Origin of the sequence: Pseudonocardia xinjiangensis, from assembly GCF_012911925.1 — a bacterium.
GTDB lineage: Bacteria > Actinomycetota > Actinomycetes > Mycobacteriales > Pseudonocardiaceae > Pseudonocardia > Pseudonocardia xinjiangensis.
Genome location: NZ_JAAXKY010000167.1, coordinates 1 through 14,785, shown reverse-complemented (window position 1 = coordinate 14,785; position 14,785 = coordinate 1). Strand labels below are relative to the sequence as shown.

15 protein-coding genes are annotated in these 14,785 nt (G+C 71.0%); 12 read left to right on the top strand and 3 right to left on the bottom strand.

Annotated elements, in window-relative coordinates:
• The 3 genes from HF577_RS32175 to HF577_RS32165 all read right to left on the bottom strand — a co-directional run.
• The coding region (locus tag HF577_RS32175) for a muconolactone Delta-isomerase (protein WP_169399761.1) at positions 1 to 275 on the bottom strand (275 nt) is incomplete at its 3' end.
• Positions 276 to 323: 48 nt separating this feature from the next.
• Entirely contained in the window at positions 324 to 1,460 is a 1,137-nt protein-coding gene (locus HF577_RS32170) for a cobalamin-independent methionine synthase II family protein (protein WP_169399760.1), read from the bottom strand.
• Between the two features lie 54 nt (positions 1,461 to 1,514).
• Complete coding sequence (locus HF577_RS32165; RefSeq protein WP_169399759.1) at positions 1,515 to 2,186, bottom strand: GntR family transcriptional regulator; 672 nt, start codon at positions 2,184 to 2,186, stop codon at positions 1,515 to 1,517.
• A 224-nt stretch (positions 2,187 to 2,410) separates the two neighbouring features.
• Between HF577_RS32165 and HF577_RS32160 the strand changes: the two genes are divergently transcribed.
• The 12 genes from HF577_RS32160 to HF577_RS32105 form a co-directional block, all read left to right on the top strand.
• On the top strand, positions 2,411 to 3,157 hold the full coding sequence (locus HF577_RS32160; protein ID WP_312859525.1) for a 4-carboxy-4-hydroxy-2-oxoadipate aldolase/oxaloacetate decarboxylase: 747 nt from the start codon (positions 2,411 to 2,413) through the stop codon (positions 3,155 to 3,157).
• Positions 3,150 to 4,322 (top strand): DODA-type extradiol aromatic ring-opening family dioxygenase, encoded by a 1,173-nt coding sequence (locus HF577_RS32155; RefSeq protein WP_169399758.1) that lies wholly within the window; start codon positions 3,150 to 3,152, stop codon positions 4,320 to 4,322. The genes HF577_RS32160 and HF577_RS32155 overlap by 8 nt, the downstream gene beginning before the upstream one ends.
• Before the next feature lie 43 nt (positions 4,323 to 4,365).
• Entirely contained in the window at positions 4,366 to 5,709 is a 1,344-nt protein-coding gene (locus HF577_RS32150; protein WP_169399757.1) for a Rieske 2Fe-2S domain-containing protein, read from the top strand.
• A gap of 145 nt (positions 5,710 to 5,854) precedes the next feature.
• The gene (locus tag HF577_RS32145) at positions 5,855 to 7,474 is read left to right on the top strand and encodes an ABC transporter substrate-binding protein (RefSeq protein WP_169399756.1); all 1,620 of its coding nucleotides are present in this window, start codon (positions 5,855 to 5,857) and stop codon (positions 7,472 to 7,474) included.
• Between the two features lie 67 nt (positions 7,475 to 7,541).
• Positions 7,542 to 7,886: a ferredoxin gene (fdxA, locus tag HF577_RS32140; RefSeq protein ID WP_169399755.1), complete on the top strand. Its 345-nt coding sequence runs from the start codon at positions 7,542 to 7,544 to the stop codon at positions 7,884 to 7,886.
• A 16-nt stretch (positions 7,887 to 7,902) separates the two neighbouring features.
• Positions 7,903 to 8,940 (top strand): ABC transporter permease, encoded by a 1,038-nt coding sequence (locus tag HF577_RS32135; RefSeq protein WP_169399754.1) that lies wholly within the window; start codon positions 7,903 to 7,905, stop codon positions 8,938 to 8,940.
• Positions 8,933 to 9,865, top strand: a complete 933-nt coding sequence (locus HF577_RS32130) for an ABC transporter permease (protein WP_169399753.1) — start codon at positions 8,933 to 8,935, stop codon at positions 9,863 to 9,865. Before HF577_RS32135 ends, HF577_RS32130 begins: the two co-directional genes overlap by 8 nt.
• Positions 9,862 to 11,007: an ABC transporter ATP-binding protein gene (locus tag HF577_RS32125; protein ID WP_312859524.1), complete on the top strand. Its 1,146-nt coding sequence runs from the start codon at positions 9,862 to 9,864 to the stop codon at positions 11,005 to 11,007. Before HF577_RS32130 ends, HF577_RS32125 begins: the two co-directional genes overlap by 4 nt.
• Positions 11,008 to 11,081: 74 nt before the next feature.
• A complete protein-coding gene (locus HF577_RS32120; protein WP_312859523.1) occupies positions 11,082 to 12,686 on the top strand; it encodes an ABC transporter substrate-binding protein in 1,605 nt (534 codons plus the stop codon).
• 11 nt (positions 12,687 to 12,697) lie between these two features.
• Positions 12,698 to 13,729 (top strand): ABC transporter ATP-binding protein, encoded by a 1,032-nt coding sequence (locus tag HF577_RS32115; RefSeq protein WP_169399763.1) that lies wholly within the window; start codon positions 12,698 to 12,700, stop codon positions 13,727 to 13,729.
• On the top strand, positions 13,729 to 14,580 hold the full coding sequence (locus tag HF577_RS32110; RefSeq protein WP_169399751.1) for a MaoC/PaaZ C-terminal domain-containing protein: 852 nt from the start codon (positions 13,729 to 13,731) through the stop codon (positions 14,578 to 14,580). The genes HF577_RS32115 and HF577_RS32110 overlap by 1 nt, the downstream gene beginning before the upstream one ends.
• Positions 14,581 to 14,616: 36 nt before the next feature.
• A partial coding sequence (locus tag HF577_RS32105) for an SDR family NAD(P)-dependent oxidoreductase (protein ID WP_312859526.1) occupies positions 14,617 to 14,785 on the top strand: 169 nt, incomplete at its 3' end.

Here is a 14,785-nt window from a genome sequence, read left to right as displayed (position 1 = left end):
CACTGCTCCTGGGGGTGGGTGGCGACGGCCTCGACCGTGATGTCCATCCACGGGAACATCGGCAGCGAGGACAGCGCGTCGTGCAGTTCCGTGGCGTCGGTGCACTCGTACAGCCCGATCGTCGCGTTGCGCCCCGGCACCCGCCACAGCCGCTTGAGGTTCCCGGCCGCCCGCAGCTCGTCGGCCCGGGCCCGTTCCCCCTTCTTCAGGCGGTTGCGCTCCTCGTCGGGGGTGTCCGGGGGCAGGCGGTTCTCCGCGCGGACCAGGAACTCCATGTCGTGCCTCCTACGGTCGGGTGATCGCCGGGCCGGTCTCGGTGACCGTCACCAGAGCTTCGCGGACGCGATGGCCGCGCCCTCGGTGAGCGAGCGGAGCTTCTCCCAGGCCAGCTCGGGCACGACGCCGCCCCAGCCGGCGAAGGTGCCGAAGCCGCAGTCGGTGCCGGCCATGACCCGCTCCCGCCCGACGATGTCGGTGTAGCGCAGGATGCGCTCGGCGACGAGCCCCGGGTGCTCCACGAAGTTGGTGGTCGTGTCGATCACGCCGGGGGCGAAGACCTTGTCGTCGGGGATCTTGGCCGCGGCCCACCCGGCCCAGTCGTGCCCGTGGCGGGGGTTGGCGGCCTCGCACAGGATGGTGCCGGGCTTGGCGCGCAGCACCAGGTCGGCGATCTTCTCCACGGCGATGTCGAACGTGTGCGGACCCTCGTAGTTGCCCCAGCACAGGTGGATGCGGCTGCGGTCGGACGGGACGTCGCGCAGCGCGTGGTTGAGCACCTCGACGAGTACCTCTGCGCGGGCGAGGAACTCCTCGTCGGAGAGGTGCTTGTACTTGTTGTGGCGGCCCATCCCGAGGTCGGGGGCGTCGATCTGGAGGTCGAAACCGGCCGCGACGATCCGGTCGTACTCCACCTTGAGCGCGTCGGCGATCGCGTTCAGGTAGGTGTCCTCGTCGGGGTAGTACTCGTTGGGCTGGAACAGCGCGGTGATGCCCGGCGACGGGGCGTTCATGAAGGCCCCGTCGACGTCCACGGCGTCGGTGGCGGCCTTGAGCGTGGCGAGGTCGGTCTCGAGCGGGCCGAAGTTCTCGTACGTGATCGGGCCGCGGCAGATCGGGCGCAGGTAGGCCACGGTGGCCCCCGAGCGGTGCAGCTGCTCCTTGTAGTCCGGGTAGGCGTCGAGGTCGGCCGGGGTGGCGCGCGGGGCGTCGCCGATCTCGAACCCGCTCATCCGGTGCCGGATGTAGGTGGCGTAGCCGATCTTGCTCATCTCGCCGTCGCTGACCACGTCGATGCCGATCTCGGCCTGCCGGCGCACCTGGTCGTGCACCGCCGACTCGATGGTGGCCGCGAGCGCGGCCTCGTCGACCGGTTCCCCGCGGTCGCTCGCGTTGATCATCGCCAGCAGGTCCGCGGGCCGCGGCAGGCTACCGACGTGCGTCGTGCGGATGCGATCGGACATGTTCCGGCCTCCTCGTTGAGTACTCGGGCAGGTGTTCGGTCGAACCGTCGCCGCTCACCACTGATGCAGGTTCGCGTCGAGCTGGTGGAGCGCCTCCACGACGCTCAGCAGGTGGCCGCGCATCGTCTGCTCGGCGACGTCCGGGTCGCCGCTGCAGACGGCCTCGATCACCTGCAGGTGCTCCTCCAGGCCCACCGACGGGCGGCCGGGCAGCAACGCGATCGTGTAGTGGTAGCGCACGCTCTGCGTGCGCAGCCGGTCGAGCATGCGGCCCGCCGTCTCGTGGCCGGACAGGTCGCGGACGGCGCGGTGGATCTGCTGGTTGATGCGGCTGTAGGCCACCACGTCGGAGCTCTCGACGGTGACCGCGAGCTCGGTGCCGAGCTCGCGCAACGCCCGGCAGTCCTCCGCCGTGGCCCGGGCCGCGGCCTTGGCCGCGCACAACCCTTCGACGACCGCGCGCGCCTCCGTGATCTCCACGGCTTCCTGGAGCGAGATCGGGCGCACCCGGGCGCCCCGGTTGCGCTCCCGCTCGACGATGCCCTCGTTCTCCAGCTGCGCGAGTGCGGAGCGCACGGCACCCCGGGACGCGTCGTACAGAGCCACCAGGTCGGCCTCCGGGAGGCGTTGCCCCGGGGCGAACCGGCCCTGCATGATGCCGTCACGGACCGCGCCCACCACCACGGCGACCGCGTCGCCCGTCGCAGTACCACCGCCTGCGGTCATGCAGGTCCTTTCGCCCCGCGCCGTCCCCGCTGACCGGCGCCCCGGCCTGACAGAGTAACTGGCAACCAGATTGTTAACAATCTGGTTGCCACTGACGGGTGCCGGAGTTATGGTCCACAGACTGATCCCGACGCCAGGAGGCACAGGCACATGGGTTCATCCGTCAGAGGCGACGGGCCGATCGTGCGGTGCCCCCGGCAGGACATCCCCAGGAGCGCGGTGCGGTGAGCAGGCCAGAGGTGAGCGGGCACGTCGTCGTCCGCAGCGATCTCGCCCCCGACGTCGACGCGGTGGCCCAGCTGGGCCGCCAGGGCGTGGCCACGGTCCACGAGGCGCAGGGCAGGCGCGGGCTGCTCGGTCCGGAGATCCGGCCGGTGCAGGACGGCGCCGCGATCGCCGGGCGCGCCGTCACCGTGCTGTCCCACCCGGGCGACAACCTGATGCTGCACGCCGCGGTCGAGCAGTGCCGGCCCGGCGACGTGGTGGTCGTGTCCACCACGTCGGAGTCCACCGACGGCATGTTCGGTGAGCTGCTCGCGGTCTCGATGCGCAGCCGCGGGGTGATCGGTCTCGTCACCGGCGCCGGCGTCCGCGACGTCGCGGATCTGCGCCGGATGGGCTTCCCGGTCTGGACGCGGGCGGTCAGCGCGCAGGGCACGGTGAAGGCGAGCCCCGGTTCGGTGAACGTGCCGGTGGTCGTGGGCGGCACCCTCGTGGAGCCGGGCGACGTCGTGGTCGCCGACGACGACGGCGTGGTCGTCGTTCCCCGCACCCAGGCGCCCACGGTCGCCGCCGCGGCCGAGGAGCGGCTACGCAACGAGGCCGACAAGCGCGCCCGGCTCGCCGCCGGGGAGCTGGGCCTGGACATGTACGGGCTGCGCGCCGACCTCGAACGACTGGGTGTCCGCTACGTGGACGGCCCTACCGACGGTGTCGGCTCCGGGCTTCCGGAGGGGGTGCTCCATGGCTGAGATCGTCGCGGCCGCCGCTGCGGTGCACGCCCCGCAGCTGCTGAGCCGCCCGCCCCACGAGGACCCGGCCAAGCTCGACGGCAGCACCGACGCGCTGCGCCGCTTCGGCGAGGTGCTCGACGACACCCACCCCGACGCGCTGCTGGTGATCGGCATCGACCACCTCGAGACGTTCTGGCTGGAGGCGGTGCCCACCTTCACCCTCGTCCTGTCCCCGGAGGCCGAGGCCCACTATATGCAGAAGGAGCGGCGCGTCCCGGTGCACACCGGGCTCGCCAAGCACCTGCTGCACGGTGTGGTCGGCCGCGACATCGACCTCACCTACTCGCAGGAGGCCAAGCTCGGGCACGCGTTCCTCACGCCGTTCGAGTACGTGCTGGGCGACCGGGACATCCCCGTGATCCCCCTGCTGGTCAACGCCTACCTGCCGCCGCTGCCCAGCCCGCGCCGGTGCTTCGCGCTCGGCAAGGCGATCGCGGAGTCGCTCGCCGACCGCCCGGAGCGCGTCGCCGTGCTCGCGAGCGGCGGGATGTCCCACTTCCCCGGCACCGCCCGCTACACCGCGCCGCAGTTCTCGTTCGACGAGTGGGTGCTGCAGGAGGTGGCCGCCGGCCGCTACGAGGAGCTGCTGGACCTCACGCCCGTGCAGCTCGACGAGGTGGGCGAGAGCGAGCTGCTCACCTGGTTCGTCATGCTCGGGGTTCTCGCCGGATCCGGCGCCGCGGTGCCCGGCTCGCTGCTGTCCTACCAGCACCTGAGCCACCACGGCCACGGCGTCGTGCAGTTCGTGCCGCCGGTGGCCGATGGCGCCGAACCCACCGTGGACGAGCCGCTCGCGAGCCCGGTGCCCAGGCACGGCGGCTACGAGTTCACCTCCACCGACTTCATCTACTACCGCTTCCCGGAGCCGGTGAGCTTCCCGCTCAACCGCCTCCTGCACCGCGTCATCACCGACGAGGAGCTCCGCAGCGAGTTCGTCCGCGACCCCGCGGCCGTGGCGGCGACGGCCGACCTCACCGACGAGCAGCGCGAGGCGCTGCTGGCCGACGGCTTCGACAAGCTCACCGAGGTCGGCGCCCACCCGCTGCTCGCGCTCTCCGCCCGCCAGGTGTCACTGCTGGAGCAGCAGCGCCAGGACGCAGCCGCCGCGGTGAGCACCACCTGATCTTCCCGACCAGATTCACCACCACTCTGGAGAGAGGCCGACGATGCTGTCAGCACAGGACAACGAACTCCTGACCCGTGTGGGGCCCGGAACTCCGATGGGCGAGCTGCTGCGCCGTTACTGGACGCCCGCTCTGCTGGTCAGCGAGCTGCCGGCGCCGGACAGCGACCCGGTGCGGGTGCGGCTGCTGGGTGAGGACCTGGTGGCGTTCCGCGACACGAACGGCCGGGTCGGGCTGATCCAGGAGAACTGCCCGCACCGCGGCGCGTCGCTCTACTTCGGACGCAACGAGGAGTGCGGGCTGCGCTGCCCGTACCACGGCTGGAAGTTCGACGCCGACGGCGCGTGCGTCGACATGCCCAGCGAGCCGCCGAACAGCGTGTTCAAGGACAAGGTGAAGGCCACGGCCTACCCGACCCACGAGTCGGGCGGCATCGTGTGGACCTACATGGGCCCGGCCGACAAGATCACCCCCTTCCGTGACTTCGGCACCGAGTCCCTCGAGCCCGACCAGGTCGCCGCCACCAAGCTGAACACCCCGTGCAACTGGGTGCAGGCGATGGAGGGCAACCTCGACACGTCGCACATCTCCTGGCTGCACCAGTGGAACGGCGTCGACGACATCCCCGACGACGGCAGCGACAAGCCGGGCTACCCGAGCAACGCGATGTCGTGGAAGTTCTGGAAGCACGACCGCGCACCGCGGCTGGAGATCGAGGACACCTGGTACGGGTTCAAGTACGTCGGTATCCGCGACACGCCCAACGGGCACAAGCACGTGCGGATGAGCGCGTTCGTCTTCCCGTACAACACGGTGATCGCGTCGGTGCCCTTCAGCACCCAGCACGGCCTGTTCGTGCCGATCGACGACCACAACACGTGGCGCTACAGCTTCTCCACGCGCGTGAACCCCGGCCTGCAGGAGGTCGGCGGCACCAACCTCTTCGCGCTGAGCCCGTTCGAGTTCGGGCCGGCCGAGGTGGGCCGCAACGGGATCATCCCGCGGCGCTACACCGCCGAGAACGACTACGGCATCGACCGCGAGGAACAGCGCAACGTCACCTACTCCGGCGTCCGTGAGTTCATCAGCCAGGACTTCATGGTCACCGAGTCGATGGGCCCCATCTACGACCGCACCCAGGAGAAGCTGGGCACGTCCGACAAGGCGATCATCCGGATGCGCCGCCTGCTGCTGGCCGCCGCCAGGTCGGTGGCCGACGGCGGTGAGCCGCCCGCGGTCGCCCAGGATCTCGACTACAAGAGCATCCGGTCGGCGGAGAAGATCCTCGAACCGGACGAGGACTGGCGGGTGCTCGGCACCGCCGACGACCCGATGGTGCAGAAGTACGACGCCGGCAACGCCCGCGTGCCGGTCGCCGGTTCCTGATCGTCCCCGGCCGCCGTCCCGTCAGGGGCGGCGGCCACCGGGGCCGTCCGGCCCCCGCCTGTCGTCCGCCGCTTCTCCCGGCGCTGCTCGTCGACTCCGCTGTTCCTGATACATCGCCATTCCTGACACATCGAGGTGTTCTGAGATGCGATTGCGATGTCGCGCGTCCCGTGCCGTCGCCGCGGTGGCGCTCGCGTGCTGCGCGGTGCTGCTGGGCGCGTGCGGGGCGGCCAACCGGGAGGCGGTGTCGGCCGGTGCGCTGCAGGCCCGCGATCCCTACGGTGCCGACCTCGCCACGGAGGGCACGCCCCGGCGCGGCGGCACCCTGACCCTCGGGATGGACCGGGAGGTCGTCAGCTTCGACCCCACGGTCCAGAACTCGAACATGGCCGCGCTGGCCGTGTACGACTCGCTGCTCAAGGTCGACCCGCAGGGCAAGGCCCAGCCGTATCTCGCGCAGTCGATGGACAGCGCCGACGGCGGACTGACCTGGCGCCTCGGGCTGCGGCCCGGCGTGCAGTTCACCGACGGCACCGCCCTCGACTCCGCCGCCGTGCTGGTCAACGTGCAGCGCCACATCGACAAGCTGTCCTCGCCCGCCCACGCCTTCGCCTCGAACATCGCGTCGATGCGGGCGGTGGACCCACTCACCGTCGAGTTCGTGCTGAAGGCCCCGCTCGGCGACTTCCCGGTGCTGTTCGCCCAGCCGATCACCTACGGCAGCCTCGGCATGATCATCTCGCCCGCGGCGCTGCAGCAGTACGGCGACGACATCGGGCGTCACCCGGTGGGCGCGGGACCGTTCCGGTTCGTGGAGTGGATCCCCGACTCGCGGATCGTGCTCGCCCGCAACGAGAGCTACTGGCAGCAGGGCATGCCCTACCTCGACGGGCTCGAGTTCCGTCCGCTGCCCGACACCGAGACGCGCTACGCCTCGATCGAGAACGGTGACGTCGACCTCGTGTTCGGCGGGTACAACCAGGAGCTCGTCCGGGCGAGCTCCAACCCCGGGTTGCGCGTGTACTACGGGCCCGGCAACGCCGGCGAGTACCTCTACTTCAACTTCAACAAGGCGCCGTTCGACGACCGCAGGATGCGCGAGGCGCTGATCAGGTCGCTGGATCTGAACGCACTGGCGGCGAGCCAGTACAGCGGCCGGCTCGTGCCGTCGACCAGCCTGTTCACCGAGGACAGCCCGTACCACACGCAGGCGGCGTCGGACGCGTGGCCGAAGTTCGACCCGGAACGGGCGAAGCAGCTGATCGCCGAGTACAAGGCCTCGGGCGGCGACCCGACGTTCACCTTCAAGACGACCCAGGCGCGGGTGCCCTTCGGGGAGTTCATCCAGGCCCAGATGGCGGCCGTGGGCATCGACATGAAGGTGCAGTTCTACGACCTCGCGCAGTTCTCCTCGGCGGTGGTGCAGAGCAACGACTTCCAGCTCACCACCTGGGTCGGAGCCTTCGACGTGCCCTACCCGGGCGCGACGCGGCTCCTGCACACCGGCGGCAACACCAACTACGGCGACTACTCCAACCCCCAGGTGGACGCCCTGCTCGACGAGGCAGCGCGCACCACCGACCAGGCGGTCCGGACCCACGCCTACCAGCAGGTCGAGCTGCTGGTGGGGCAGGACCTCTCGATGGCGTGGTTCAGCCGCAGTTACCTGTCCACGATCACCAGACCCGAAGTGAAGGGCATCGACCGCTACCCGTCACGGGACATGTTCTTCGCCACCACCTGGCTCGACCGCAACGCGAACTGAGCCCGCCACCGACTCGCGACCAGCACGCGCCCCCCGACAGGGCGCCCCACGAAAGGGGGCCAACGAGATGACCTACGTCATCGCCGAAGCCTGCGTCGACCTGATGGACCGCAGCTGCGTCGACGTCTGCCCGGTCGACTGCATCTACACCGGTGAACGCAAGCTCTACATCAACCCGGCCGAGTGCATCGAGTGCGGCGCCTGCGAACCGGAGTGCCCGGTGGACTCGATCGTGCTGGAGCAGGCGGCGTCCGGCGCGGAGGCCACCCACATCTCCGACAACGCGGCGTTCTTCTACGACGTGTTGCCCGGCCGTGACGCCCCGCTCGGCGACCCCGGGGGCGCCTCGGTCGTCGGACCCATCGGGGTGGACACCCCGCTGGTGTCGGCACTCCCGGCGCGGGAGAGCTGAGCGCGCCGTGGCCGACATGACGCTGACCACGCCGGCGGGCCCGGCCCTCACCCCCGCCGGTGGTGCGTCGCCCGCGCCGAAGCCGGGCGGCCGCCACCGCCCGGCACTGCGCCGCATCCGCAAGCGGCTGGTGCACCTGCTGATCGTGCTGCTCGCCGTCACCTTCCTGTCGTTCGTGGTGGTCGACCTGCTCCCGGGCGACGCCGCGGTGGTCGTGGCGGGGGACAACGCGACCCCGGAGCAGGTGCAGCAGGTCCGGGAGGACCTGCAGCTCGACCGGCCGCTCCTGGTGCGCTACGTCGACTGGCTCGGCGGGGTGGTGACCGGCGACCTCGGCAGCTCGTTCCGCACCGGGCAGCCGGTGGCCGAGGCGCTGGCGCAGAGGATACCGGTGACGTTCGAGATCACGATCGTCGCGCAGCTGCTGGCGCTGCTGATCGCGATCCCGCTGGCGGTCTACTCCGCCTACCGGCCGGGCCGGCTCGTGGACAGGGCATCGATGACGATCGGGTTCGGCGCCGCCGCGATGCCGACCTTCGTGTTCGGCATGGTGCTGATCGTGCTGTTCGCGGGTGGTGTCTCGAGCATCCTGCCGGCCACCGGCTACGTCGGGTTCTTCGAGGATCCGCTCGGCAACCTGAGATCGATCATCCTGCCGTGCCTGACGCTGATGATCGCCGAGGCCGCGGTCTACCGACAACTGCTGCGCTCGGACATGATCTCGACGCTGCAGGAGGACTTCATCCTCATGGCCCGCTCCAAGGGCCTGAGCGCCCGCACGATCCTGCTCCGCCATGCGCTGCGGCCCTCGTCGTTCTCGCTGATCACGCTGTCCGGGGTGAACATCGGCCGCCTGCTGGGCGGCACCGTGATCGTCGAGACGCTGTTCGCCATCCCCGGGCTCGGCCAGCTGATCGTGCAGGCCGTGTTCAACCGCGACTACATGATCCTGCAGGGCGCGCTGCTGTTCGTCGCGGTCGCCTACGTCGTGATCAACATGCTGATCGACCTCCTGTACCTGGCCCTCGACCCGCGGGTGCGCAGAGATGCCTGAGACGACGACTCCGGGAATGACCCCGGACACGACCACCGGCGACGCCGTCGCCACCCAGGTGCCGATCGCGACGATGGCGGCCAAGGGAAAGGGCAAGCGGATCCAGCGCGCCGGCCGCGCGCCGATCGGCTGGTACGTGGCGTGGGTGTGGCTGGGCGCGGTGGTGCTCTCCGCGGTGTTCGCTCCGCTGCTGCCGCTGTGGGACCCGGCGGTGCCCGACTACAACAACGTGTTCGGCGGGATCACGCCCCAGCACTGGCTGGGCGGCGACACGCTGGGTCGCGACAACCTGTCCCGGATCATCTACGGGGCACGCGCGTCGCTGCTCGTCGGCATCTGCGCCGTCCTGCTCGGCGCGCTGGTGGGCGGCATCCTCGGCATGCTCGCCGGTTACTTCGGCGGCCGCACCGAGCGGGTGCTGGCGTTGGTCACCGACGTGGTGCTCGCCTTCCCCGGCCTGGTGTTCATCATCGCGCTGGTCGCGATCCTGGGCTCCAGCCTCACCAACCTGATCATCGGCCTGGCGATCCTGTCGGTGCCGACGTTCATCCGGCTCAGCCGGGCCGCCACCCTGACCGTCGCCCAGCGGGAGTTCGTGCAGGCCGCGCGGGCGTACGGGTGTAAACCACTGCGGATCATCGCCCGGGAGATCGCGCCCAACGTGGTGCTCCCGGTGGCCGCGTACGGCTTCATCATGATCGGCGTCTTCATCGTGGTGGAGGGCTCGCTGAGCTTCCTCGGCCTCGGCATCCCGCCGCCCACGCCGAGCTGGGGCGGCATGATCGCCGGCGGTCGCACCGAGCTGCTCAACTTCCCGCACATCTCGCTGTTCCCCGCCGCCGTCATGTTCCTGACGGTGCTCTCGATCAACTACATCGGCGAGCGCACCCGCAAGCAGTTCGAGGTCAAGGAGAGCAACCTGTGACCGGCACGCGGAGCGAGACCCGGAACGGCCGGAGCGAGGACGTCCTGGGAGCCGGTGCGCAGGGTGGGGCTCCCGACGGCGCCGACCTGCTCACGGCCGAGGACGTCGTGGTGCGCTTCCACACCAAGAAAGGTGTGGTGCACGCCGTCGAGGGCGTGTCGCTGCGCCTGAAGGCGGGCGAGGTGCTCGCCGTGGTGGGGGAGAGCGGCTCGGGCAAGACCGTGTTCACCCGCCGGGCGATGGGCCTCATCAGCGGCGGGCGCGGCACCGAGGTGTCGGGCACCGTCACCTACGACGGCACCAGGATCAGCGAGCTGTCGGGCAAGGCGCTCTCGGCGTTCTGGGGCTCGGAGATCGCGCTGATCCTCCAGGACCCGATGACCTCGCTGAACCCCGTCAAGCGGATCGGCGCGCAGCTCACCGAGACGATCCTGCTGCACGAGCGCGTCACGAAGAAGGAGGCGCTGGAGCGGGCCGTCGAGCTGCTGCGCTCCGTGGGGCTCTCCGAGCCGGAGCGACGGGTGCGCCAGTACCCGCACGAGCTCTCCGGGGGCATGCGCCAGCGCGTGACGATCGCGATCGCGCTGTCCTGCAACCCGCGGCTCCTGCTCGCCGACGAGCCCACGACCGCGCTCGACGTCACCGTGCAGGCCCAGATCCTGGACCTGCTCGCCGACCTGCAGGCGCGCAGGCGGATGGCGATGCTGCTGGTCACGCACGACCTGCGGGTGGTGCGCAGCCGGTCGGACCGCATCGCGGTGATGTACGCGGGCCGCATCGTCGAGACGGCGCCCACCCCGGAGCTCTTCGCCGAGCCGAAGATGCCCTACACCGAGGCACTCATGAACGCGGTACCGCCGGTCGCCGGGCCGAACCACGTCCGGCTCCAGGTGATCCCCGGCCGGCCGCCGGACCTCATCAACCCGCCGGCGGGCTGCAAGTTCAGCCCGCGGTGCCCCTACGCGCAGGACAGGTGTCTCACCGAAGAGCCGCCCCTGCGCGACGCCGGCTCGCCCGACCACCAGTACCGCTGCTGGTTCCCGGTGGGCAGCCCGGCCTGGGCCGAGGCCAAGGCCCGCAACATCGAGCGTGGGACGAGTGCCGCCGGCACGCCCGTGACCGAGGAGATGGTGTTGACATGACGCAGCAACGGAGCTGCTCATCCGGCCCGCCGGGAACGCCCGGACGGGGGGTCCGCCGACGAGGCTCGCGCGCCGTGGGCGCGCTCGCCCTGTCACTGGGCGTCGTGCTGCTCGCCGCGTGCGGGAGCAACGTCGCGCCGGCAGCGGCGCCGGGGGCCGGCGACGGGATCACGGCCACCAACCCCGTCGGGGGCGACCTCGCGGCGGAGGGGCAGCCCAAGAGCGGCGGCGTGCTGGTGATGGGCACCGACCGCGAGGCCGTCGGGTTCGACCCGACCGTGCAGAACACCAACCAGGCGGCCATCGCGATCTACGACTCGCTGATGAAGCTCGGCCGCGACGGCACCGTCGAGCCCTACATGGCCGAGTCGATGGAGAGCCCGGACGAGGGCCGCACTTGGCGGCTCGTCCTGCGCGACGGCGTCCGGTTCAGCGACGGCACACCGCTCGACGCGAACGCGGTGATCACCAACGTCCAGCGGCACATCGACAAGGCCTCCTCGCCCGGCCACAAGTTCACCGAGCCGATCGTGTCGATGCGGGCGGTGGACGCGAAGACCGCCGAGTTCTCGCTGAACGGACCGTTCGGGCAGTTCCCGGTGACCTTCGCCGGCAGCTTCACGGGCGGCAGCCTCGGCACGATCGTCTCGCCTGCCGCGCTGGCCCAGTACGGAGAGCAGATCGCGCGCAACCCGGTGGGTGCGGGCCCGTTCAAGATGGTCAGCTGGACGCGCGACTCCCGGATGGTGCTGGAGCGCAACCCCGACTACTGGCAGAAGGACAAGGGCCTGCCCTACCTCGACGGGCTGGAGTTCCGCCCGCTGCCCGACACCGAGTCGCGCTACGCCTCGATCGAGAACGGTGACGTCGACCAGATCTTCGGCGGGTACCACACGGAGCTGATCCGCGCGCTCGACAACCCGAACCTGCGCGTCTACTACGGGCCGGGCAACGGGGCGGAGTACATCTACTTCAACGTCGAGAAGGCCCCGTTCGACGACCGCAGGATGCGCGAGGCCCTGATCCGCGGCATCGACCTCAACGCCCTCGCCGCCACGCAGTTCCGGTCGCGGATGACCAGGGCGAGCGGGTACTTCGGCTCGGACAGCCCGTACACCACGCCGGAGGCCGAGGCGGCCTGGCCGGCCTACGACCCCGAGAAGGCCAAGCAGCTCGTCCAGGAGTACGTGGCGGGAGGCGGCAGCGCCACCGTCCAGTACAAGACCACCAACGCGCCGAACCGGGTGGCGTTCGCGGAGTTCCTGCAGGCCCAGATGGCGGCCGTCGGCATCACGCTGCAGCCGCAGTTCTTCGACCTCGCGCAGTACTCCTCCAGCGTGGTGCAGAGCCAGGACTTCCAGATCGCCGGCTGGGTGGGCGGCCCGGTCGACGCTGCCTACCCGGCCGCGACCAACCTGTTCCGCACCGGCGGCAACGCCAACTACGGCGGCTACTCCAACCCGCAGATGGACTCGCTGCTCGACCAGGCCACCGCCTCGTCGGACCAGGCCGAGCGCACGCGGCTCTACCAGCAGGTCCAGCTGCTCGCCAACCAGGACCTGCCCGTGGCCTTCTACAGCCGCGGCTACCTGTCCACGATCACGAAGCCGGAGGTCAAGGGCGTGGTGCGCTACCTGACACGCGACCAGTTCTTCGCGACGACATGGCTCGACCGGTGACGGCGCCGCACATGGAGGCGTCCGCACCGGTGGTGGACGACGCGGCCGAGTCCGACGTCGTGCTCCGGCTGGACAACCTCGTCGTCGAGTTCCCGGCAGGCGGGGGCCGCACCGTGCACGCGGTCTCCGGGATCAGCCTCGACGTCCACCGGGGCGAGACCCTCGGTCTGGTGGGGGAGTCGGGCTGTGGCAAGTCGACCACCGGGCGGGCGATCATGCAGCTGCCCCGTCCCACCGGCGGGTCGGTGCTGTTCGAGGGCCGCGACCTCGCCGGGCTGTCGGCCGACGAGCTGCGCCAGGTGCGGCCCAAGCTGCAGATGATCTTCCAGGACCCGATCTCGTCGCTGAACCCGCGGCGGCGCATCCCGGACATCGTCGGTGACCCGCTGGTGGTGTGGGGCCGCGGCAAGGACCGGGCGAAGGTCGTCCCCGAGGTGCTCGAGGCCGTGGGGCTCGACCCGGAGCAGGTGGCCGACCGCAGGCCGCACCAGTTCTCCGGCGGCCAGTGCCAGCGGGTGTCGATCGCCAGGGCACTGGTGCTCGAGCCGGAGGTGCTCATCTGCGACGAGCCGGTGTCGGCGCTCGACGTCTCGGTGCAGGCTCAGATCCTCAACCTGCTCGAGGACATGAAGCGCCGCTACGGGCTGACGCTGGTGTTCATCGCCCACGACCTGGGCGTGGTGCGCAACATCAGCGACCGGGTCGCGGTGATGTACCTCGGCAAGATCTGCGAGGTGGGCGAGACCGAGGCCCTCTTCGACCACCCCGTGCACCCGTATACACGGCTGCTGGTGTCGTCGATCCCCTCGATGGAACGCGCCGGCATCCCCACCGATGTGGGCAGCGGCGAGATGCCCTCTCCGGTCAACCCGCCGAGCGGCTGCCGGTTCCGTACCCGCTGCCCGATCGCCACGGAGCGGTGCGCCGCCGAGGAGCCGCTGATGCGCGAGGTCGCACCGAAGCGCTTCGTCGCGTGCCACCACCCGATGCTCGACGGCGCTCCCGACGGCGGGGCAGTCGCGGCGGGGACGGAGGGGGCCTGATGCCGATCGACCCCTCCGCCGTCGGGCGGGAAGGCGCACCCCGTACGCGGTCCTGGACCTCCACCGACGCCCTGCTCTACGCCGTGGGTGTCGGCGCGGGGCTCGGGGAGCCGACGAGTGAGCTGGCGTTCACCACCGAGAACTCCGACGGGGTGCCGCAGCAGGTGCTGCCGACGTTCGCGGTGCTGCTCTCGCAGGCCCCGCCCCCGTCGTTCGGGACGTTCGACCCGGCCCGGCTGGTGCACGCCGAGCAGGCCATCACCCTCCACCGGCCGGTGCCGGTGGAGGGCACGGTCACGGCCACGGCGCGGGTGGTCGGGGTGCACGACAAGGGTTCGGGCGCGCTCGTCGTCACCGAGTCCGAGGCCGTGCTCGCCGACGGGTCGCCGCTGGCCACCAACCGCACCGCCCTGTTCATCCGGGGCGAGGGCGGCTTCGGCGGTGACCGCGGTCCCCGCGACGACTGGACGGCGCCCGACCGCGCGCCCGACCGCACCGTCCGTTACGAGACCCGGCCCGAGCAGGCGCTGCTCTACCGGCTCTCCGGTGACCGCAACCCGTTGCACTCCGACCCGGTCTTCGCGGCCAGGGCCGGTTTCGGGAAGCCGATCCTGCACGGGCTGTGCACCTACGGCGTCGCCGGGCGGGCGCTGATCCACGAGGTCGCCGGCGGCGATCCCACCCGGATCACCGGGATGTACGGGCGGTTCAGCGCCGTCGTCGTGCCGGGCCAGGCACTCACCGTCGAGATCTGGGCGGGCGACGCGGGCGCGGAGGTCCTGTTCCGTACCCGCACCGACGACGGGACGGTGGTCATCGACCGTGGCCGCGCCACTGTCGCCCCCGCCTGACCTCGACCACCCCACTAGCAGAGGAGAGACAGGACTGTGACGGGAGATCTGGTGCTGGCGGGACGGGTGGTGGTCGTGACCGGCTCGGGCCGGGGCCTCGGCCGCGCCTACGCGTTGGCGGTCGCCGCCGCGGGCGCCGCGGTCGTGGTGAACGACGTCGACGCCGACGCTGCCGATGCGGTGGTCGCGGAGATCGCCGCGGCGG

What these genes read in the sequence shown, in the direction of transcription:
- HF577_RS32130 (WP_169399753.1), top strand. Translation starts at nt 8,933, where the DNA reads ATGCCTGAGACGACGACTCCGGGAATGACCCCGGACACGACCACCGGC.
- HF577_RS32165 (WP_169399759.1), bottom strand. Translation starts at nt 2,186, where the DNA reads ATGACCGCAGGCGGTGGTACTGCGACGGGCGACGCGGTCGCCGTGGTG.
- HF577_RS32110 (WP_169399751.1), top strand. Translation starts at nt 13,729, where the DNA reads ATGCCGATCGACCCCTCCGCCGTCGGGCGGGAAGGCGCACCCCGTACG.
- HF577_RS32115 (WP_169399763.1), top strand. Translation starts at nt 12,698, where the DNA reads ATGGAGGCGTCCGCACCGGTGGTGGACGACGCGGCCGAGTCCGACGTC.
- HF577_RS32145 (WP_169399756.1), top strand. Translation starts at nt 5,855, where the DNA reads ATGCGATTGCGATGTCGCGCGTCCCGTGCCGTCGCCGCGGTGGCGCTC.
- fdxA (WP_169399755.1), top strand. Translation starts at nt 7,542, where the DNA reads ATGACCTACGTCATCGCCGAAGCCTGCGTCGACCTGATGGACCGCAGC.
- HF577_RS32155 (WP_169399758.1), top strand. Translation starts at nt 3,150, where the DNA reads ATGGCTGAGATCGTCGCGGCCGCCGCTGCGGTGCACGCCCCGCAGCTG.
- HF577_RS32150 (WP_169399757.1), top strand. Translation starts at nt 4,366, where the DNA reads ATGCTGTCAGCACAGGACAACGAACTCCTGACCCGTGTGGGGCCCGGA.
- HF577_RS32170 (WP_169399760.1), bottom strand. Translation starts at nt 1,460, where the DNA reads ATGTCCGATCGCATCCGCACGACGCACGTCGGTAGCCTGCCGCGGCCC.
- HF577_RS32135 (WP_169399754.1), top strand. Translation starts at nt 7,903, where the DNA reads ATGACGCTGACCACGCCGGCGGGCCCGGCCCTCACCCCCGCCGGTGGT.